General features: G+C 64.1%; 18 protein-coding genes. 8 read left to right on the top strand and 10 right to left on the bottom strand.

Annotated elements, in window-relative coordinates; translation table 11 throughout:
• Positions 1-780, top strand: a complete 780-nt coding sequence (locus tag ACVKN3_RS17230; RefSeq protein ID WP_285403287.1) for a YkgJ family cysteine cluster protein — start codon at positions 1-3, stop codon at positions 778-780.
• Here the strand turns inward: ACVKN3_RS17230 and ACVKN3_RS17225 are convergent.
• Together ACVKN3_RS17225 and ACVKN3_RS17220 are read right to left on the bottom strand one after the other, a co-directional pair.
• Entirely contained in the window at positions 743-2,524 is a 1,782-nt protein-coding gene (locus tag ACVKN3_RS17225; protein WP_354516797.1) for a tetratricopeptide repeat-containing diguanylate cyclase, read from the bottom strand. The genes ACVKN3_RS17230 and ACVKN3_RS17225 overlap by 38 nt on opposite strands.
• A complete protein-coding gene (locus tag ACVKN3_RS17220; RefSeq protein WP_354516795.1) occupies positions 2,521-4,350 on the bottom strand; it encodes a tetratricopeptide repeat-containing diguanylate cyclase in 1,830 nt (609 codons plus the stop codon). Before ACVKN3_RS17220 ends, ACVKN3_RS17225 begins: the two co-directional genes overlap by 4 nt.
• A gap of 58 nt (positions 4,351-4,408) precedes the next feature.
• Here ACVKN3_RS17220 and ACVKN3_RS17215 point away from each other — a divergent pair, with 58 nt between their 5' ends.
• Entirely contained in the window at positions 4,409-4,699 is a 291-nt protein-coding gene (locus ACVKN3_RS17215) for a hypothetical protein (protein ID WP_354516793.1), read from the top strand.
• Between the two features lie 99 nt (positions 4,700-4,798).
• Here the strand turns inward: ACVKN3_RS17215 and ACVKN3_RS17210 are convergent, their stop codons facing one another.
• Positions 4,799-5,710 (bottom strand): SAM-dependent methyltransferase, encoded by a 912-nt coding sequence (locus ACVKN3_RS17210; RefSeq protein ID WP_456992176.1) that lies wholly within the window; start codon positions 5,708-5,710, stop codon positions 4,799-4,801.
• A 670-nt stretch (positions 5,711-6,380) separates the two neighbouring features.
• On the opposite strand from ACVKN3_RS17210, the gene ACVKN3_RS17205 reads away from it, so the two are divergent.
• From ACVKN3_RS17205 to ACVKN3_RS17185, 5 genes are all read left to right on the top strand, one after another.
• Positions 6,381-8,423, top strand: a complete 2,043-nt coding sequence (locus ACVKN3_RS17205) for a M13 family metallopeptidase (RefSeq protein ID WP_354516791.1) — start codon at positions 6,381-6,383, stop codon at positions 8,421-8,423.
• A 61-nt stretch (positions 8,424-8,484) separates the two neighbouring features.
• A complete protein-coding gene (locus ACVKN3_RS17200) occupies positions 8,485-10,854 on the top strand; it encodes a DNA polymerase II (RefSeq protein ID WP_354516789.1) in 2,370 nt (789 codons plus the stop codon).
• A gap of 95 nt (positions 10,855-10,949) precedes the next feature.
• Positions 10,950-11,084, top strand: a complete 135-nt coding sequence (locus tag ACVKN3_RS17195; RefSeq protein WP_255349632.1) for a hypothetical protein — start codon at positions 10,950-10,952, stop codon at positions 11,082-11,084.
• A gap of 16 nt (positions 11,085-11,100) precedes the next feature.
• Positions 11,101-11,256 (top strand): hypothetical protein, encoded by a 156-nt coding sequence (locus ACVKN3_RS17190; protein ID WP_285403280.1) that lies wholly within the window; start codon positions 11,101-11,103, stop codon positions 11,254-11,256.
• A gap of 76 nt (positions 11,257-11,332) precedes the next feature.
• Positions 11,333-11,980, top strand: a complete 648-nt coding sequence (locus tag ACVKN3_RS17185; RefSeq protein WP_285403278.1) for a TetR/AcrR family transcriptional regulator — start codon at positions 11,333-11,335, stop codon at positions 11,978-11,980.
• Positions 11,981-12,077: 97 nt separating this feature from the next.
• On the opposite strand, the gene ACVKN3_RS17180 is transcribed toward ACVKN3_RS17185, so the two are convergent.
• Both ACVKN3_RS17180 and ACVKN3_RS17175 read right to left on the bottom strand, forming a co-directional pair.
• Positions 12,078-13,109, bottom strand: a complete 1,032-nt coding sequence (locus ACVKN3_RS17180) for an alpha/beta hydrolase (RefSeq protein WP_354516786.1) — start codon at positions 13,107-13,109, stop codon at positions 12,078-12,080.
• A 326-nt stretch (positions 13,110-13,435) separates the two neighbouring features.
• Entirely contained in the window at positions 13,436-14,314 is an 879-nt protein-coding gene (locus ACVKN3_RS17175; protein ID WP_354516784.1) for a LysR family transcriptional regulator, read from the bottom strand.
• Between the two features lie 123 nt (positions 14,315-14,437).
• Between ACVKN3_RS17175 and ACVKN3_RS17170 the strand changes: the two genes are divergently transcribed.
• The gene (locus ACVKN3_RS17170) at positions 14,438-15,313 is read left to right on the top strand and encodes an SDR family oxidoreductase (protein WP_354516782.1); all 876 of its coding nucleotides are present in this window, start codon (positions 14,438-14,440) and stop codon (positions 15,311-15,313) included.
• 89 nt (positions 15,314-15,402) lie between these two features.
• Here ACVKN3_RS17170 and ACVKN3_RS17165 read toward each other — a convergent pair whose 3' ends face one another.
• The 5 genes from ACVKN3_RS17165 to copC form a co-directional block, all read right to left on the bottom strand.
• Positions 15,403-16,083, bottom strand: coding sequence for a type 1 glutamine amidotransferase domain-containing protein (locus ACVKN3_RS17165; RefSeq protein ID WP_354516780.1), 681 nt, complete (start codon positions 16,081-16,083; stop codon positions 15,403-15,405).
• A gap of 102 nt (positions 16,084-16,185) precedes the next feature.
• Positions 16,186-16,797: a TetR/AcrR family transcriptional regulator gene (locus ACVKN3_RS17160; protein ID WP_354516778.1), complete on the bottom strand. Its 612-nt coding sequence runs from the start codon at positions 16,795-16,797 to the stop codon at positions 16,186-16,188.
• 84 nt (positions 16,798-16,881) lie between these two features.
• Positions 16,882-17,901: a zinc-binding alcohol dehydrogenase family protein gene (locus ACVKN3_RS17155; RefSeq protein ID WP_354516776.1), complete on the bottom strand. Its 1,020-nt coding sequence runs from the start codon at positions 17,899-17,901 to the stop codon at positions 16,882-16,884.
• Positions 17,902-18,128: 227 nt separating this feature from the next.
• Complete coding sequence (copD, locus tag ACVKN3_RS17150) at positions 18,129-19,055, bottom strand: copper homeostasis membrane protein CopD (RefSeq protein WP_354516774.1); 927 nt, start codon at positions 19,053-19,055, stop codon at positions 18,129-18,131.
• A gap of 4 nt (positions 19,056-19,059) precedes the next feature.
• Positions 19,060-19,416: a copper homeostasis periplasmic binding protein CopC gene (gene copC, locus ACVKN3_RS17145; protein ID WP_354516772.1), complete on the bottom strand. Its 357-nt coding sequence runs from the start codon at positions 19,414-19,416 to the stop codon at positions 19,060-19,062.
• Positions 19,417-19,568 lie beyond the last annotated feature (152 nt).

Below are 19,568 nucleotides of genomic sequence, written 5' to 3'. Positions count from 1 at the left end.
ATGGTCCAGTTCGATTGCACGATGTGCGGCCGCTGCTGCCATGGCCTGCGTCTGCCGCTGAGCCTGGCGGAGGCCATGGGCTGGCTGCGCGACGGGCACGACGTGCAGCTGTTCTGCGAGGCGATTCCCTGGCCGTCCGAGCCTCCCGAGGACAACCTGCCCGCGATGCACAAGCGGCGCCGCTCGTTCGAGGCCATGAGCGGCACCCTGCCGGTGCGCGTGATCGCCACGCTGATGGCTTCCTTTGACGGCCCGTGCCCCAACCTGCAACCGGACATGCGTTGTGGCATCTACGACCGGCGCCCCGCCACCTGCCGGATCTACCCGGCCGAGGTGAACCCGTTCATCCGCCTGGACCCGGCGGTGAAGCTCTGCCCACCCGAGGCGTGGCAGGGCGAGACCACCATCCTTGCGGACGACGGCCGCTGGGCGAATGCGGACCTGGCCGCCACCATCGTCTGCGCGCGGGATGCCGATGCCTACGACGCGGTGCTCAAGCGCCAGCTGTGTGCCGCGCTGGGCTGCGCCACGGCGGCGTTGTCCAACGAGGGCATGGTGATCTTCTCGCCGTCGCGTGAAGCGGCCCTGGCGGCCTTGAGCGACACCCTCGGCAGCGATGGCGACGAGCGCCTGGCCACCGACATGTCCTGGCAGCTGGTGAGCAACCGGTCGCAGACGCTGGGCGCGTTGCTGGATTCGGGCTCGTCGTGCGCCACGCCGGCCACGATGGGCGCCGCGGGGCTCAGCTACCTGGGGTACTTCGAGACGGAGGTGGCGTGAGCGACTCCGGCTCGACGACGACCCGGTTGCGGCCTTCCCGCTTTGCCCTGTAGAGGGCGTCGTCCGCTGCGCGACTGAGCCGTTTGGGGTCGTAGCCGGTGGCGTCGGTGCAGGCCACGCCGATGCTGGTCGACAGGGACACGATGGCGTCTTCCGACGTCAGCGGCGATGCGTTGATCGCCAGGCGGATACGCTCCGCGATGGCGCCGCCGCGTTCCCGCGTAGTGCCGGGAAGGAAGATACCAAACTCCTCGCCACCCAGCCGGCCGAACAGGTCGGTCGAGCGCAGCTGGCTCTTGCATACGGTGACGACATGGCGCAGCGCGGCATCGCCGATGGCGTGCCCATGCGTGTCGTTCACCGCCTTGAAATGATCCAGGTCCAGCGCGAGGAAACAACCGTGGACGGACCGCCGTTTCAGGGTCTCGAGGCTACGCTTCAGCTCGGCGATGAAATGCGAGCGGATGAAGATATCCGTCAGTCCGTCGTGGGCCGACAACCGTTTGTAGCGGAGTTGCGAGCGCCGCAAGCGCACCAGCCCCCAGGTCACCCCCAGCAATACGAGCACCAGCAGCCCGATACGCAGCCGCTCGGTTTCCAGCGCCTTGCCGTCCATCTCGCGTTGCAGCCGCAGGATCTCGTTTTCCCTGAGCAGGCTGGCAGCCTGCATGCGTTGCGCGGCGACGTGCTGGCGCGCCGCCTCGTAGGCGAGGGTTCGCGCGCTCTCGTCGCGCCGGTAGCCCTGGTCCTGTGCGACATAGTGCTCGTGGTACGCCAGGGCGGCAGCGGCATGGCCGCTGGCCTTCTCCACCTCGTAGAGCACCTGGTAGGCATCGCGCAGCCATTCGTTGACATCGCCGGGGTGGCTCATCGCGACGGCGCGGCTTGCCCACTCACGTGCCTTAGCCAGCTTGCCCAGCTGCTGGTACGCCTGCGCGCGTTGCTTGGTCACCGCCACGAGCGCCGGGAAATACGTGCTGGCCCGGATGCCCGGCTCGATACGGTCGAGCAGCGCCATCGCCCTGGCCGGTTCGTGCTCGTCCAGGTAACGGTCCACCAGGATCAGCGACAGGGCGTTGGCGAAGACCGGCTGGCCGTCCTTCGTGCACTCGTCGATGGCGCCGGTCAGTTCGTCGCTGTGGGACGTGAGTTGCCTGAGCCCTTCCAGCGCCGCCACCTTCATATAGCGTGCAGGACAGGGCGTTTCCCCGGCGGGTGTCGCTGGCACCATCATCTGTGCGTATTTCAGGGCCAGGTCGTGTTGCCCTGCGAAGTTCAGTGTCTGCGACAGATGGGACAACAGCGTGAAGCGGGCCAGCGGATCGGTGGTGCCCGGCAACAGGTCGGTGGCCTCGTTCGCCTGCACATAGGCGTCGGTATAGCGCCCTTGCAACACCAGGTTGTCCATCAGCAACGCGGTGGCCTTGGCGCGGAGGGCCGGGTCGCCCGAGCGCACGATGACGTCGCGGAACACGGCCTCGGACTCGGGGTAGTGCCCTTCGAACATGCTTTCCCATGCATCCATGTAGCGCAGGTGCCAGGACTGCGCCGCGTTCATATGCGTGCCGTCCTGCCGAAGCTCGCCCAGCATGGCCAGGAAGCGTGGATGATCCTTCGTGCGGATCGCCTCGGCGTGCGTCAGGCGTGCGTCGATAGCATCGGCCGCCGGCGTCGCAGCCGATACCGCGGTGAAAAGCGAACATCCCATCCACGCCAGCGTGGCGAATGCCCGTCGCAGGGTCATGCCATGCCGTGGCGCGTGGGATGGGGAAAGGGAAGGGGCAACGGCAAGCTGCCGGTGTCGCCGGCGTGGCCATCGAGCACGACCCGATTGCGACCGGCGCGCTTCGCCTGGTAGAGCGCGGCATCCGAAGCACGACAGAGTTGCGAGAGGTCGTAGCCCACCGTCTCCGTGCAGGCCAGCCCGATGCTGGCGGAAAACGGAACGACGAGGTCGTCCAGTACCAGCGGCGAGGCCTCGAACGCCGCACGCAACTGCCCGGCGATCACCGAGCCCTGCAGGCAAGGCGCATCCACCAGGAGGATGCCGAACTCTTCTCCGCCCAGGCGCCCGAAGATATCCAGGCGACGCAGCTGCGCCTGGCAAATCGCCACCGCGTGCTTCAGCACCGCATCGCCGATGGCGTGACCATGCGTATCGTTGACCTGCTTGAAATGGTCGAGGTCGAACGACACCAGGCAACCCGCGCCGCCGCGCCTTTCCAGGGCGTGCAGCGCCCTCGCGGCTTCCGTCATGAAATGCTGGTGGTGGAAGATGCCGGTAAGACCGTCGCACGCCGACAACCACTTGAAGCGAAGCTGCGACCGCTTGATGCGCACCATCCAGAACACGATCGACAGCAGTGCCAAACCGAGCACTACGATATAGAGCCGGCTGGTTTCGACGGCCTTGGCGTCGAGCGCCTGCTGGAGGCGGAGGATGCTGTTCTGCTTGCTGAGGCCTTCGGTTTCGAGCTTTTCGGCGAGGAAGTGCTGGCGGGCGGCTTCGTAGGCGACGTTGCGTACATTGGCATCGCGGAGGTATCCCTGGTCCTGAACGACATAATGCTCGTAGTAATTCAGTGCCGAGGCATGGTGACCTTGTGCTTTTTCGATGGTGTAGAGCACGCGATAGGAGATACGGAGCGCTTCGTTGACATCACCGGGATGGCTCATGGCCACCGCATCCAGTGCAGCGGTCCTTGCATCGGTCGACTTGCCCAGTTGTTCGAAGATCTGCGCTCGCTGACTGGCCAGGCTCAGCGCGTGCTGGTAATAGCCGGTGGCCAGTACGTCCGGCGTGATCCGCTCGTTCGTCGCCAGTGCATCGTCCAGCCTGTGCTCTTCAAGCAAGCGGTCGATGAGGATAAGCGCCATGGTATGCGCGAACACTGGTTGATGGTCGTTCGTGCAGGTACTGATCGTGCTGAGCAGCTCAGGGCTTTGCGAGGTGAGCTTTCTCGATCCCTCGAGTGCCGTGACTTTCTGGACCATGGCCTGGCAAAGAGACTGCCCTGCGGGGGTCGCCTTGAGCATCATGTCGGCATATTGCAGGCCCAGCTCCGGCTGGCCTGCGAATGTAAGCATCTGCGAGAGGTTCGCCAGGAGTACGAACCGCGCGAGCGGGTCGGTTACGCCTGGCAGCGTGTCCGCGGCTCGCGTCGCTATGGCATAGGCTTCTGCGTACTTACCTTGCTCGTTGAGGTTGTTCATGAGCAGAGCTGTGGCACGCGTTGCCAGGGCATCGTCGTCCGCGTGCGCCATGACATCGCGAAGTACGACCTCTGCTTCCGGATAACGTCCTTCGAAGTTCAACTGATAGCCGTCGAGGTAGCGAAGGTGCCACTTCTCGCTGGTCGTCAATAGCGCAGTGTTTCGATGCAGTTCCGATAGTGCCTCGACGAACCGCGGATGGTCCTTCACCCGTATGGCATCGACATCCGCCAGCGATGGTTTGACGCTTCCGGCCGCATGCGCCTTATCGGCACACGCGGGGACAGCGTGCATGCAGAAGGCCAGGGCCACCAGGATCGGCCAGGAGTGCAGGCAGCGGCCACGGAAGCGAGTCACCCAGGGGAACTCAGTCCGCAGGCGTATCTTTGGGTTCGGCGGGTCGCGGAGTTGGCTTGTGCTCCTTATCGCCGCCGTGGTCGTCGTCGTGCTTGGGATGATCGGGGTGATGCGGGTGATGCGGGTGATGCGGGTGATGATGCTCTTCATCACCTTCGTGGCCACCGGTCTGGCTCTGGTGCTCGACGTGCATGTGCACGAGCCCGAGCTCAGCCGTCAGTGCCGTGCTGTCGCCATGATTGACCATTTCAAGCAGGCCCTTCGACGCGTCCGCTTCTTTGAGGGCCTTGGCAAGCTCTTCGGGCGACGCGTGCCGCAGATGGGCGTCCCGACCGATGGCTTCCAGTAGTTCGACAGTATCGCGCATGTTTTTCCCCTGATTTTCCAGCTTGACGCGCCGCTTTTTTAGCGGACGCAGTTTCCACCACGCTGAGGCAGTAGCGGCAGGCTATATCTTTTCTTTAACCGCGATGGTCGGGGACGCGGGCTCGATGCCCGAGCCATGCTCGGCATCCAGTGCATCCAGCCGTGCGCGCATCACGAGGTTGGGCTTGAGCGGGTGTAGCGGCGGGAGCACGAGTGTCTCCTGCCCCGTGAACTCCGCACCGACGAACTCACCAAGCGTCATTCGCTGGATGTGAGGCCCTTCGATCGGAAGCGTGGGGGCACGGTAGACGATGACACCATGATCGGCGGGATAGTCTTCGCGCAGGCGCTCTACGAGAAGCTCCCTGTACGCATCCGGCGTTCGGAAGCGACCCAGCGACCTGTCACCCACGACGCCCAGTTGCCAGAGAATCACGTGCCCCGTGGTATCCAGGTTCCGCTCGAAGAAAAGCAGCTGGCTGGCCTCCAGGTGCTGGCAACCCACGCGGCCCGGGTCGATACCGAGATCGGCGTAAAGGCAATCTTCAGCGGAAATGCCTGCTTCCATATGCGCCTGGTACCCTTCGGCGCGCGCGACTTCGATCACCTTGTGCGGCGACCAGGCAAAGATGCCGGGGTGACCGTAGAACACGGCGCAGACGCGTTTGCCCGCGCGGACTTCCACCATCATGAGGTCGACCCACTCGCGGTAGGTCTTCATGCGCGACTTGCCAGGCTTGTAGTACGGCTGGAGGCTGCGGACGTCCGGATTGAGTCGCTGGAGCCAGAGCTCGACCACGTGATCCGATAGCGCCGCAAACACGACGTCGGCCTGCTCGATATGGCTTCTGGACAGAGGCGTCAGATGCGAGCCGAGCGTTATGCCCATGCCGACGCAGGCGATGCTGCCGCTCGGTTCGAGACGTTCGGGTGCAACGGATGTGTTCATGGCGTGATAGTAGGCGAAATGCAGCAATTCGGTGCAAACGGTCAAGCCCCCGCTTTTAGACAGGAGGCACGACTTGCGGTGGATGTAGGGCGAGATGGCGGCGATTTTGCCGAAAAAACTTTGTCTGACAATCTCTTACGATTAGATGTGCTGTCTAATTCGACATCCAAAAATCGTCAATTCCTCCAACGGAAGATTGACGAAGGACGGGTATGGGGGAAGCTTCGCCATACTGCGACACGGCTCACACTGCCTAAGCGGACACCGTGAAGCCGTTGCACATCTATGACCGCCCATCCGACATTGAACCCGACATACAGCCGGCGCAGTGCAACGCCAGCACGCTCTCAACCAACCGGACGACGTCGCTATATGACCGACCGGCTGGTCGACCTCACTGGGCCCGCGCAGCTCAGCTTCGACGCCTTCGCCGACCACGGCGCGGTCTTCGCGTCCTTCCCGCGTGATCGCCAGATCACCGGCGGTGGCCTAGGCGTGCTGTGGAACTTCCGTCACTGGCCTCAGCTTCAACGGCGACGTGGCGCACGCGTTCACCAAGGTGATCCCGGGACAGGACAGCTGGCGGGTAGACTTCCGGGCGGCTGTGCACTGGGAGTGATCCAGCGTGCTGTCGTTACGCCATGACGCAAGATCTCGCGCATGCTTGCTCTTCCCTGGCTTCGTATACTCCGCTCTTTCACCGCGGATGTCGGGCGTGGGCAACAGAAAGTACCTGCGCTGCCTGATAGCGGCTTGCCTGATTTCGCTAGCAGGCGCGGCCGTTGCCTCGGAGCCGAACCATGCATCGGGCATGGACGATGCGACGGCTCCGGGTGACGACTTCTATGTCTATGCCAACGGCGGATGGCTCCGCTCTACGGCTATCCCGTTGGATCATGCCGAAGTTGGCTCGATGCAGGCGGCCGTCGACGACATGGACGAGAAGCTTCGTAACTTGGTGAATGCTGCATACTCGGCCCCGCCGGGGAGCAATGCGCAGAAGCTCCATACTTATTTTCGTGCATTTTCCGACATGCCGACGCGCGATCGCCTGGGGCTGTCTCCGGTGCAATCGCTGTTGGGCGAGATAGCGAAAGCGCCCGACCGCAGCACGCTGTCCTCGCTCATGGGACACGAACAGGTCGATTTCACCGGATCGTTGTTCGACATCTACATCGATGTCGACCACGACGACGGACATCAATACGCAGCCTTCCTGTCACAAGCCGGCCTGTTGTTGCCTGACCGTTCCTATTACCTCGAGCCGAACTTCGTGTCGGAGCGCGAAGCGCTTCGCGTCTATCTGGTCACGCTGTTCGAAGGTATCGGTACGAACGATCCTCGGCGAGTAGCCGACGACGTCATGGCGTTCGAAACCCGCGTGGCGAGTGCGAGTTGGAGCGACGACATGCAGGTGGCCTCCAACGAGCGCCATGCTCGCGCGACCGACCTGCCGGCATTGGCGCCCGGGATCGACTGGCCTGCGTTTTTCAAAGCCGCCGACGTGGGCGAAGGCAGCCGCGTGGTAATTGGCGAACCAGGTGCCGCCAAGGCGTTATCGGCGCTCTTTGCGAAAGCCCCGCTACCGGTGTTGCGAGAGTGGATGACGGCCCACGCGATGGATCGCTCCGCCCCCTTTCTGGATAGTCGCCGGATCGCAGCGTGGCAGCGCTTTCACGGTCAGGCGCTCACGGGTCGCTCCACACCGCTGCCGATATGGCAACTCGCCATACGCGCTGCGACGGGTAGCCAATGCGTCGGTGCCGGAGGCCCGTCGGCGGATTGCTTCGGAAGCCTGCGTTGGGCCGCTGGCGATATCTACCTGGCGGCCTATTTTCCGGATGGGACACGGCAACAGGTGCAAGCCATGATCGATCAGCTTCGTGCGGCTTTTCGTCATCGCATAGAGCACAATGACTGGATGGCCCCTTCGACGCGCGAGCAGGCGATCCGTAAGCTGGACGCCTATACGGTGAAGCTAGGTGGACCATCCCATGCTGCCGATCTTCGCGCCGTGACAATCAACCAGCACGATCTTTCCGCCAGTGCGAGAAGTGTCGCCGCATCAGACTGGTCCCAGCAGTTGGCACGTCTTGGCGAGCGTGTCGATCCGAAGCGGTGGGTGGAAGCGCCTCAGAGTGTCGATGCCAACAACGGAACAGCGCTCGATGTCGAATTCCCCGCAGGCCTTCTCCAACCGCCGGTTTTCGACCCTGCGAGGGATGCTGCTTACAACTTCGGCGCGATGGGGGCTTTCATAGGGCACGAGTGGACACACGGTTTCGACGACGAGGGTCGGCACATCGATGCCGACAACCGAAAGCGTGACTGGTGGACCGCGAAGGACAACGTGCAGTTTCTGAAGCGCGCGAAGCAGCTTGCCAGCCAATACGATGCTTTCGAGCCCCTGCCGGGGGAGCACGTGCACGGCGAGCAGACCCTTGGCGAAGACATTGCCGATCTGGGTGGACTGTCTGTGGCACTGGATGCGTACCACGCGTTCCTGCACGGTCAGTCCGCACCGGTGGTCGATGGCTTGAGCGGCGACCAGCGCGTGTTTCTCGGTTGGGCGTGGCTATGGCGCGGGAAGAAGACCCGCGAAGCCCTGCAAGCGCAACTGGCGAACGACGTTCACGCGCCCTTCGAGGTGCGTGTCAACGGTGTGGTTCGCAATATCGACGCTTGGTACGAGGCCTTCGGCGTTCATGTAGGGCAGCGGCTCTACCTGTCACCCGGCCAGCGCGTCCGGATCTGGTAAGGCGGCTGCTTACGAGCTAGCTACGCTGCGGGCCAAGTCCAGCCTCGGGTAAACTAATGAGGTGACCACCCCCACCCAGAACGGCTACATCCTGACGCGCCAATGGCGGGACACGCGGGAAGGTAGCGAGGTCGAACTGTGGGTGGCCATGGAAGGCGGCGCCCGCCGCGTCGTCCTCACCGGGCAGCGCAGCGTGGCCTTCGTTGCCGCTTCCGCTCGGGAAACCGTGGAATCCGTGATCCGGCGCGATGCCGCCGTCGAGCTGGCACCCCTGCCGCTGAAGACCTTCGCGCAGGAGCCGGTGCTCGGCGTCTACACGCGCGGGCATCGGGTCATGCAGGCGCTGGAGAAGCAACTCTCGGAGCGGGGCGTCGTGCTGCATGAGGCGGACATCCGCCCCGACGACCGTTACCTCATGGAGCGCTTCATCACGGCGTCGGTGACGATCGAGGCGGCGGACGCCGATGCCGCCACCCTGGTCAATCCGCGCCTGCGTCCCGGAGAGCGCTACCGGCCGTCGCTGCGTACCGTATCGCTGGATATCGAAACCAGCGCGGAGGGCCAATTGTATTCCGTGGCCCTGGAAGGCTGTGGCCAGCGGCAGGTCTACATGCTCGGCATCCCTGCGGCGGGCGACGAGGTGCCGCACGATTTCGACCTGGCCTATGTCGACGACCACGCGGCGCTCATCGTCGCGCTGAACAACTGGTTCCGCCACCACGATCCGGACGTCATCATCGGATGGAACCTGATCCAGTTCGACCTGCGCCTGTTGCAGGCCTGTGCGGATCGTTGCGGCCGCGTGCTCACCCTCGGGCGCGGCGGCACGCCCATCGACTGGCGCGAACACCGGCATCGCGATCATTACATGTTCGCGTCCATCCCCGGCCGCCTGCCGATCGACGGCATCGAGGCGCTGCGCTCGGCCTCGCTGAGCTTCGCGTCCTTCAGCCTGGAGGCCGTCGCCCGCGAGCTGCTGGGTGAAGGCAAGGACATCGACGATCCGTACAGCCGCATGGACGAGATCGAGCGGCGGTTCCATCACGACAAGCCGGCGCTGGCGCGTTACAACCTGCACGACTGCGAACTGGTGACGCGGATATTCCAGAAGACGCGCCTGCTCGAGTTCCTGCTCGAGCGCGCCGACGTGACCGGCCTGCAGGCCGATCGCTCCGGCGGCTCGATTGCCGCGTTCACCTATCTCTACCTGCCGCGCATGCACCGGGAGGGGTACGTCGCCCCACGTACCGGCCGCGCCACCGGCGAATCCTATCCGGGTGGCTTCGTGATGGAGAGCCGTCCCGGTATCTACGATTCGATCCTGGTACTGGACTACAAGAGCCTCTACCCGTCGATCATCCGCACTTTTCTCGTCGATCCGATCGGCCTGGTGGAAGGCATGCGGGCGGTCGATCCCGATGCCTGGATACCCGGTCCGCTGGATACGCGCTTCTCGCGGACGACGCATTGCCTGCCTGCGCTCATCGCGCAGTTGTGGACGGGTCGCGATGCCGCGAAGGCGCAGGGCAACACCCCGCTCGCACAGGCATTCAAGCTGCTGATGAACGCGTTTACCGGGGTGCTGGGCGCCCCGGATGCGCGCTTCTTCGATCCCCGGCTGATCTCCGCCATTACCCTGCGTGGCCACGAGATCATGCAACAGACACGTGCATGGATCGAGGCCGACGGCTACGAGACGATCTACGGCGATACGGATTCGATCTTCATCGGCCTGGGACGTGCGCACGACGAAGCCGAAGCGCAGGCGGTGGCCGATACGCTGGTCGCGCGCATCAACACGTCATGGGCCGCCAAGCTACGCCAGGAGATGGCGATCGACTCCTACCTGGAGATCGAGTTCGACACGCATTACCGTCGGTTCTTCATGCCAACGGTCCGCGGCAGCGAGACGGGCAGCAAGAAGCGCTATGCGGGGCTGGTGCGTGACGGCGACGACGAACAGCTCGTGTTCCGCGGACTGGAAGCCGTTCGTAGCGACTGGACGCCGCTGGCCAGGCAGTTCCAGGAAGAGCTGTTCGGCATGATCTTCCGGCGGCAGCCTTACGAAGCGTACATCCAGGCTTATGTGCGCGACCTGCGCGAGGGCCGCCTCGACGAACGCCTGGTCTATCGCAAGCGCCTGCGTGGGAAGCTGGACTCGTACGACCGCATGACCCCACCCCAGGTCCGGGCCGCCAGGCTGGCCGACGAGCACAATGCGCGGCTCGGCCGGCCCCTGCAGTACCAGGGTGGCGGCTGGATTCGCTACGTCATGACCCTCAACGGGCCGGAACCCATGGAAGCGCGTCGCGCCGCCATCGACTATGACCATTACGTGGAACACCAGCTGCGCCCGATCGCCGATGCGATCCTGCCCCTGGTCGGCGGCCGGTTCGATACCCTGGTGTCGCAGCAGAGCCAGCTGTTCTGAATCAACGCCTGTCGTGCCGCGGTCTTCACGTGCACTCGACTCCGCCTTACAGGGCAAGGGGGAAGCTGGGCCTTCCCACCGCACCGGAGCCAGCCATGGCCGAGTCGAACGAATCCACGAAACCGAAGAGCCCGCGCGAGTACGACGCCGGCACGAGCGACCGGGTTGAGAAGAACCCCAAGACGCCGGAGTCGCCCCAGCAGCAGCACGACAACGAAGACCACGGTTGAACCGGGAGTAGCCCTTATGGCCGATCAAGAGCACAAGCCGCAGTCCGGCGATCGCAACAACGACTATGTCGCCCGCAACGACCAGCCCCAGCAGGTCAAGCGCGACAAGGCGATCGAGGAAGGTGAGCGAAAGATGGACGAGATATCCAAACGTGACGAAGGCGTGCGCTAGCCGTTGGTAGTGTTGCCGCCCCACGCACTTCACGCTCTAATGCGCCATTGAATCCCGCACCTTGCTACCCCACACAGTGACCGTTTCCTCCCAGACCCTCGATTTCCGCGCCCGGCGCCGTCTCGTCACGCGTGACACTATCGCCCGTGAAGCGAGGCGGCTGTTCCTCGAGCGGGGATTCGACCAGGTGACGATCGAAGAAATCGCCGCGGCTGCCGAGGTGGGGCGGATGACGGTGTTCAATCATTTCCCCCGCAAGGAGGACATGTTCTTCGAACACGACGAGCCGGGCAGGGAGCTGATCCGCGAGACCATCCGCCGTTACGATCCGGCCATCGGGCCGCTGGAAACGATGCGCCTGTTCGCCCATGAACTGGTCGGGCAGGGAAGTCCGTATATCCGCTTTACCTCGGCGCGGCAGAACTACGTCCAGACCATCGAGGCCAGCGAGACCCTGAAGTCCCGCATTCGTGCCATCCGTGACGAGATCGCCCAGTTGATCGCAGTGGGTCTGGCGGAACGCGTTGGCCGCGATCCGGCCGACGCCGAGGCCCACCTGGCTGCGGACATGCTGCTGGCCACTTACACGGTGGCGATGTGGCAGGCCCACCGGCGTTATCGCCAGCATCCCGACGCCGGAGAAGCCGCAGCCACCTTCCTTCGACTGGTCGACCAGGGCACCCGCGGCATCCAGGCCGCGCTGGTCGGCACGCCCTACGCCTGAAACGTCCGCAATCGGGACGGCCAGCCCTCTAAACGGACGAACCCGGGGATTGCTGGATCCCCGGGTTCGTCGTCCCGCCTCGCTTCACGTCCGGTGATCAGACACGTCCGAAAGCCTGCCGCAGGCGTTCACCCGACCAGACTTGCGCTTCTTCCGCCTTCTTCACCACCGCCGCCGCGCCGAAGAACTCGTGTGTCACACCCGTGTAGATCCGACGCTCGACCGGCACGCCGGCTTCCTTGAGCTTGTCTTCCAGGATGCCGCCGTCCGAGCGCAGCGGATCCAGGGTCGCGTTGACAATCGACACCGGCGGCAGGCCACGCAGATTGGCGTGCTCCAGGTCCAGGCGCGAATCCTTCTTGTCGTCTTCCGAGCGGACCAAGTGACCGACGAACCATTCGATCATCGCCTTGTTCAGCGGCTTGGCGATGGCGTTTTCGATATACGACTCGGTGTGTAGCGAGCCGGTCTGTCCCACCGGATAGACGGCCAGGACGTGCAGCGGTGCCTGCAGGCCCGCATCCCGTGCCGCGACCGCCGTGGCAAGGGCCAGATTGCCGCCCGCACTTTCACCCGCCAGGGCCAGGCGGGTGGGATCGCCACCTAGCGATGCGGCGTTGGCGATAACCCACTTGTAGCTGGCCAGGGCGTCGTCCCACGCGGCAGGGAATTTGTGCTCCGGCGCCTGGCGATAGTCCACGGACACCACGATGGCACCGGCCTGCTTGGCCAGGCCGCGTGCGCCCGCGTCGTACACATCGGCATTGGCGATGACCCAGCCGCCGCCGTGGAAATAGAGAATCACCGGCGGATTGACGATGCCGGTCGGGGTGAATACGAACGCGTTGAGCGCGCCGGCAGGTGTGTCGACCACGATGGTGCGACGGATGACGCCGGGTACGAGCACTTCCGGCGTGGCGTCGCGGTTCTGCTTCTTCAGCAGGTGGTTCACCGCATCCTTCATGGTTGGCTGGGTGCGTGCTTCCGCCGGCGTGAGTTTTTCTATGGCTTTGGGTTCGAGTTCGTTGAAGGCGATCGCCACCTCATGCATGTCGTGATCGGCACGAATGGCGCCGACGGCGTCGGCGAGTGCATTCTTGATGGGGTTGGGCTTGCCATGGTCTGACATAAGGTCTCCAGTCGTCGGTACGGGGATCGCACCTGACTGAAGATACGTGGCGTCCAAGCCGCCAGACGATGTGGCAGCGATATCGAGTTAAGCACGATGCATGCAGTTGAAGCCGCGTCGGACCTGGATGTGACATGAAAGTCACCGATGTGAATCCTGGCTGCCCCGCCAGCACTAACGGCGTTCAAGCGATCATCGAAAGGTAACGCTGTAACGTCGGTCCTACATAGAAGGCCATAACAGGCATCGTCAGTTATCGCCATGTTGTTCGGTGGTGCCGCCGAACCTAACGTGATGCGCCGTTTTGCGTCATTGCCAGAGGCGCGTCACGCCTGTGCGATGAACGAGCCGTCGGGATACTGGCTTGCCATGAAGTCCACGAAAGCCCTGACCTTGGGGCTTTCCAGTCGCCGCGACGTGTGCAGTACCCAAAGCTCGACATCGTCACCGGCAATGCCCCATGTCACTAATTGTCCGCTGTCCAGCATGCCGCCGACGATCGATCGGGGCAGCAACGCCGCACCTGCGCCAACGGCGACGGCATCGCGCACCATCAACAGCGAAGACAGGCGCAGCACGGGTTGCGGCACGATGGCGCGTCCGTCGCGTGTCTTCCATATATCGCCGTCGCGATGGCTCGACATCACGACGGCGCGCACCGGCAACGGATCGCCATCGCTGTCACTGGGTCTCGCGATCGACGGTGGCGCGACAAGCAGTAACCGGTCGTGCGCAAAGCAACGACCGACGAGGTCGGAGTCCTTGCGTGGATTGATCCGGATGGCGACGTCGAAGCGTTCCTCGACAAGATCGACGACGCGATCCTCGGCGACGGCCTCGATCTGCACGTCGGGGTAAAGCGCGATGAAGTCCGCCGCCAACCTCGCCAGCGCCACCTGCGCGAACAACTGCGGTGCGGCCACGCGCAGCAGGCCCCGGGGTGTGTCCATCCCGTCCCGCGCCGCCGCCAGGGCCTCGGCCACCTCGTGCATCGGGCCTTCCGTGCGGCTAAGCAGGCCACGTCCCGCCACGGTCAACGCCAAGCTCTGGCCGCCCCGCTCGATGAGCCGCACCCCCAGTGCGTCCTCCAGGTCCGCTACGCGTCGCGATAGCGTGGCTTTCGATCGACCGCTGGCCCGGCTGGCCTTGCCGAAGCCGCCGTGCCGGGCCACCAGCTGAAAATCCTCGAGCGCGCTCAGGTCCATGGTGTCTCAATAATGATACGCATGGTCTCGATCTTAGCGTCTGTGTTTCTTTATCGGTACCACCTATCGTTCTTTCCACCCAACCACCCTTCGGCCTTACCGGCCCATCAAAGGAGTCATGTCATGACCATTCTCGTTACCGGTGCAACCGGCCAGGTCGGCCGCGAAGTCGTCAACCAGCTCGTCCGTCGCGGTGCCGACGTGCGTGCCTTCGTCCGCGATCCGGCGAAGGCCGAGCTTCCCGCCGGCGTGGACGTCGCCAAGGGCGACCTGCTCGATGTGGACGCCCTGCGAAGTGCCTTCCAGGGTGTATCGACGCTGTTCCTGCTCAACGCCGTCACCCCCGACGAATACACCCAAGCCATCGTGACGCTCAACGTCGCCCGCGAAGCCGGTATCGAGCGGATCGTGTATCTCTCGGTCATCCACAGCGACCGCTACGTCAATGTGCCGCACTTCGCCGGCAAGTTCGGTGTCGAGCGTATGCTCGAAACGATGGGCATGCACGCCACCATCCTGCGGCCGGCGTACTTCATCGGTAACGACCTGAGCATCAAGGATGTGATCACTGGCCATGGCGTGTATCCCATGCCGGTCGGCAGCAAGGGCCTGGCCATGATCGATACGCGCGATCTGGCCGAGATTGCCGCACTCGAACTGCTGCGTCGCGAGAACGCCGCGCAACCGTTGCCGCTGGAGCGGATCAATGTGGTGGGGCCGGATACCCTCACCGGTACGGCCATTGCGCAGATCTGGAGCGATGTACTGGGCCGGCCCATCGCTTATCCGGGCGAGGACTTCGCGGGTTTCGAGGGCAACCTTCGCCAGTTCATGCCGTCGTGGACGGCGTACGACATGCGCATGATGACCGAGCGTTTCGTCAGCGACGGCATGCAGCCGGAGCAGGGCGATGTGGCACGCTTGACGGCCATGCTGGGTCGGCCGTTGCGGTCGTATCGCGAGTTTGCCGCCGATGTGGCGGGCCATTCGGCGACGTGATGCTTCGTCCGAACGCATTCGTGGCGGCTCACGTTTCCGTGAGCCGCCACGATGGGCTTTCACTGCCCGAGGTACATCCGGGCGTGTGCTCAGCCGGCGAGGTGCTTCATCAGTACCGTGGCCGCTTCCGACGAGGACGCGGGGTTCTGCCCGGTGATCAGCAGGCCGTCGGTCACGACGTACGAGCCCCAATCCGGACCCTTCGAGTAGACGCCGCCCTTGGCCTTGAGCTCGTCCTCGACGAGGAAGGGCACCACCTCGGTGAGGCCGACGCCGTCTTCCTCGGTGTTGGTGAACCCGGTGACCTGCTTGCCCGCGACCAGCGGCTTGCCGTCGGAGGCCTTCACGTGGCGCAGCACGCCCGGCGCATGACAGACCAGGGCGACCGGCTTGCCCGCCTCGATGAACGACTCGATCAGCGCGATGGAGTGCGCATCTTCCGCCAAGTCCCACAGCGGGCCGTGACCACCCGGATAGAACACGGTGTCGAAGTCGGCCTGCGATACGGTGTCGAGGCGGACGGTGTGGGCAAGCTGGTCCTGCGCCGCGGCGTCGCCCTCGAAGCGACGGGTGGCATCGGTCTGCGATGACGGCTCGTTGCTCTTCGGATCGAGCGGCGGCTGGCCACCCTTGGGCGAGGCCAGGACGATTTCGGCACCGGCATCCTTGAATGTGTAATAGGGCGCGGCCAGTTCTTCGAGCCAGAAGCCCGTCTTTTTGCCCGTGGTACCGAGCTGGTCGTGGGAGGTGAGGACGATGAGGACTTTCATGGTGACTCCTTGGGTTGCCGATAAGTAGACCGGTCGTCTAATCAATGGGTATTAAAAAACACGTGACGTGTAGGAAGCGTGCGGTTCAACGACGTCGCCCGCTCAGGTCGTCGGAAAGTGCAGGATCTGGCGCGTGGTGGTCATGGCCTTGTGGAAAGGTTCGACGTTGCGAACGATCTTGACCATGACGCTGGCGCCGAGCCAGAGCTGGTAAAGGCTCTGCGCCACGTCTGACGGTGGATCGTCGACAGACAGCGACCCATCGGCCACACCCGCTTCGATCGCCTGGGCCAGGTGCGTCACGATGCCTGCGGTGCCGCGCTTCATCGACGCACGCATCGCCTCGGACAGGTCGGACACCTCGGCACCGAGCTTCACCGCCAGGCACTTGCCCTGGCAGTCCTCGAACGACTGGTTGTGTTCCCAGGCCTGGAAATAGTGCTCCAGCCGCTGCGCCGCGGTACCGCCGGCCTGCCGGAGCAGGCGATCCATGTCCGCAAGGTAATCCTGAAAGTAGGCCTCGAGCATGGCCTCGCCGAAGGCTTCCTTGGAAGCGAAGTAGTGATAGAACGAGCCCTTCGGAACGCCGGCGGAGGCGAGCACCTCGTTGAGGCCGACCGCCGAGAAGCCCTTGCCGCCCATGATGCGCTGGCCGGTGGCAAGGATCTTCTCGCGGACGTCGGAGGATTCGATGGTGGCGGTGGCGGGGCTCATGGGTAAAGACGATACATGGAATTAGACCAGTCGTCTACTACGCATCCTGGCGCGAATGATCGACGGGCTCGTGGCATACCGTCCTCACTTGTCTGGCCTGACGAGCACCAGCTTCCCGAGCATGCTGCCAGCTTCGAGCTGCCGGTGCGCCTCGATCAGACGTGCAGCATCGATACCGTCGATGCGCTGCGTCAGCGTATGCGTGATGTCGCCCCGGTCGACCAGCTCCGCCACCCGCCGCAGCAACGCATGCTGGCGCGCCATGGTGGCCGTGCCGAACATGGCACGGGTAAACATGAGCTCCCAGTGGATCGCGATCGACTTGCCCTTGAAGGGGCTGATATCGAGGCCGACCGGATCGTCGATCAACGCGAACTGCCCTTCCGGAACCAGGACGTCGGCGATCTGCGGCACATAGGTCGCACTGTGGTTGAGGCCGACGACGTAGGCGACGCCATCGATGCCCAGCTTCTGCAACTGCGGTTTCCATGGCTGGTGGTGGTCGATCGTGTGATGGGCCCCGTGACTCATTACCCAGTCGCGCGTTTCCGGGCGGGACGCCGTGCCGACGATCGTCACGCCGGTAAGCCGACGGGCAAGCTGGGTCAGGATCGAGCCGACACCTCCCGCGGCGCCCACCACCAGCAGGACGCGGTGCTCCGTGGGGTCCGCTTCGTGCACGCGCAGCCGGTCGAACAGGAGTTCCCAGGCGGTGATCGCCGTCAAGGGCAGCGATGCGGCCTCGGCAAAGTCCAGCGAAGCAGGCATGGGACCGACGATACGCTCGTCCACGGCCTGCCGTTCCGCGTTGCTGCCCGGGCGCGTGATATCGCCGGCATACCACACGCGGTCACCGGCCTTGAAGCGCGTCACGCCCGGGCCGACCGCCTTGACGATGCCGGCGGCGTCCCAGCCCAGGATGCGCGGCTGCCCGGCCGGCACATCGCCATGGGCACGGACCTTGGTATCCACCGGATTGACCGACACGGCGCGCACGTCGACCAGCAGGTCGTGCTCGCGCAGCTCCGGCTCGGGCACGTCGACGTCCTGCAACGCCTGGGGCTGGTCGATGGGAAGGTTCTTGAAGAAGCCGACGGCTTTCATGGGGGGTATTTCTCCGTGACGGGTGCGGAAGCGATGACGCTATTCTTGCCTGGGATGAGGTCGCTTACTTGTATACGCCCAGTTGCTTGAGCAACACGAGGTTGTCTTCCAGGTGCCCGTTGTCGTGATCCGTCCATCCGTTTAGCAAAAGGGGCATAGCGATGAGCGAAGTAGGCTTGTCGTTCGCTGAGCACATCGCGTCGCGCTGAAAGACGGTGTTGCTGGTCTCACGTTACAGAAGAGAGTGTTCCCAGCCACGCCACGAGCCCAAGGATCATCCCGGCCAAACCCGTCTCCACCAACACGCTGCGCTGAAGGAGACGCAAGGCCCGGCTGGGTTCTCCCTGCTGCCGTGCGATGGCAAGCGCGGGAACCAGCCGGTAGCGGTTCATGCTCGCCAACACGAGCATCATCCCGAACAGCCACAGCTTGATGACGAGAAGATGGCCATAGCGGGTGCTCGCCAGCGTCTCCCACGAGACTCCGGCGATCATCACGTAGTTGATGACACCCGTCAGCATGAGCAGCGCGACGATCCATGCACCGACACGCGTAAAGCCATGTGCGGCCTCGCTCAGGAGGTCGATGGATTGCGGATGCCCGCGCCGTGCGTCTCGGGCAAGCAGGACGAACGCCACGAGTGCTCCCCACCAGGCACCAGCGGCCCATAGGTGAACGATATCGGCTGCCAGGTGAGTCATGCCGCGCGCCGCCGCATCCATCGCACCATGCCCGGTCCAGGCAAGGCTGGCCAACGAGGCCGCACTAGCGACGGACGCGATCGTCCACATCGGCCTGGCCGGCCGACGTAACGCGTGCCCCATAAACAGCAACGCCAGCAGCGCCACCATACGGACCTGCCAGGCCCAACCCATCGTGGTGTTGACCACCAGCACCGCGTACGTCGAGATAGGGATGTCGGACCAAGCCGCGGCGCCAACCATGCCCTTGGCCGACCACGCCAGGGCAGCGACCGAGAGCACAAGCCCTGCTATCGCTCCGAAGGCGATCAGCCGGCTATACGACCTGCCCACCCTGCCTGCGCGGTGCACCTCAGGCAAGGCGTGGAGTGCAAAGAGCGGCACGCCAAAAAGCATCATCAAGTCGCCGTAAAGTGCCCAGCGCAAGACGATCATCGGCAGCGCGTCATCCACCGATTTACTTCACTTCAAACGTAATCGAACCTTTGACCGCATGCGTGTCTACCGAAACCACGCGCCAGTCGACGCGGTAACTGCCTCGCGTCAGCGGACGGGTTGGCGTAACGACAAGGGTCTGGCCGTTCGTCCCCGTCGCGACCGCGGTAGCGACCTTCGCCGGGGCCATGGCCATGCCGGGCATGGCCGTGATCATGACGTCGGCAGCGGAAAATTGCGGCATCAACGCCTCGGAAAAGGTCAGCTGGATGCTACGAGGAGCTGCACCGACGGCTTTGTCGGCGGGCGTCGAGGAGATGAGCTTGGGGTGGGCGAGGGCGCTGCCGCTGAGGAGGAAGGCAGCAAGGCCGAACCACATGACAGCAACGCGTCGGGATGTAGGCATGTCAGTCCTGGTGGGCATCGGCTTGGAGGTTCACGCGGAAAGGTGAGTGTGGAGCGCGGTGTGGGTGAATCCACCGCTTCCGGCGCCAAGCATGGGACATGGACCGACGCGAGAGTCAAGCTCTT

The sequence above is a fragment of the Luteibacter sp. PvP120 genome (assembly GCF_054055715.1).
Note: the sequence above shows the minus strand (reverse complement) of the source record. Positions and strands in the feature narration are given on the sequence as shown.

What these genes read in the sequence shown, in the direction of transcription:
- ACVKN3_RS17230 (WP_285403287.1), top strand. Translation starts at nt 1, where the DNA reads ATGGTCCAGTTCGATTGCACGATGTGCGGCCGCTGCTGCCATGGCCTG.
- ACVKN3_RS17225 (WP_354516797.1), bottom strand. Translation starts at nt 2,524, where the DNA reads ATGACCCTGCGACGGGCATTCGCCACGCTGGCGTGGATGGGATGTTCG.
- ACVKN3_RS17195 (WP_255349632.1), top strand. Translation starts at nt 10,950, where the DNA reads ATGGCCGAGTCGAACGAATCCACGAAACCGAAGAGCCCGCGCGAGTAC.
- ACVKN3_RS17190 (WP_285403280.1), top strand. Translation starts at nt 11,101, where the DNA reads ATGGCCGATCAAGAGCACAAGCCGCAGTCCGGCGATCGCAACAACGAC.
- ACVKN3_RS17180 (WP_354516786.1), bottom strand. Translation starts at nt 13,109, where the DNA reads ATGTCAGACCATGGCAAGCCCAACCCCATCAAGAATGCACTCGCCGAC.
- ACVKN3_RS17175 (WP_354516784.1), bottom strand. Translation starts at nt 14,314, where the DNA reads ATGGACCTGAGCGCGCTCGAGGATTTTCAGCTGGTGGCCCGGCACGGC.
- ACVKN3_RS17170 (WP_354516782.1), top strand. Translation starts at nt 14,438, where the DNA reads ATGACCATTCTCGTTACCGGTGCAACCGGCCAGGTCGGCCGCGAAGTC.
- ACVKN3_RS17165 (WP_354516780.1), bottom strand. Translation starts at nt 16,083, where the DNA reads ATGAAAGTCCTCATCGTCCTCACCTCCCACGACCAGCTCGGTACCACG.
- ACVKN3_RS17160 (WP_354516778.1), bottom strand. Translation starts at nt 16,797, where the DNA reads ATGAGCCCCGCCACCGCCACCATCGAATCCTCCGACGTCCGCGAGAAG.
- ACVKN3_RS17155 (WP_354516776.1), bottom strand. Translation starts at nt 17,901, where the DNA reads ATGAAAGCCGTCGGCTTCTTCAAGAACCTTCCCATCGACCAGCCCCAG.
- copC (WP_354516772.1), bottom strand. Translation starts at nt 19,416, where the DNA reads ATGTGGTTCGGCCTTGCTGCCTTCCTCCTCAGCGGCAGCGCCCTCGCC.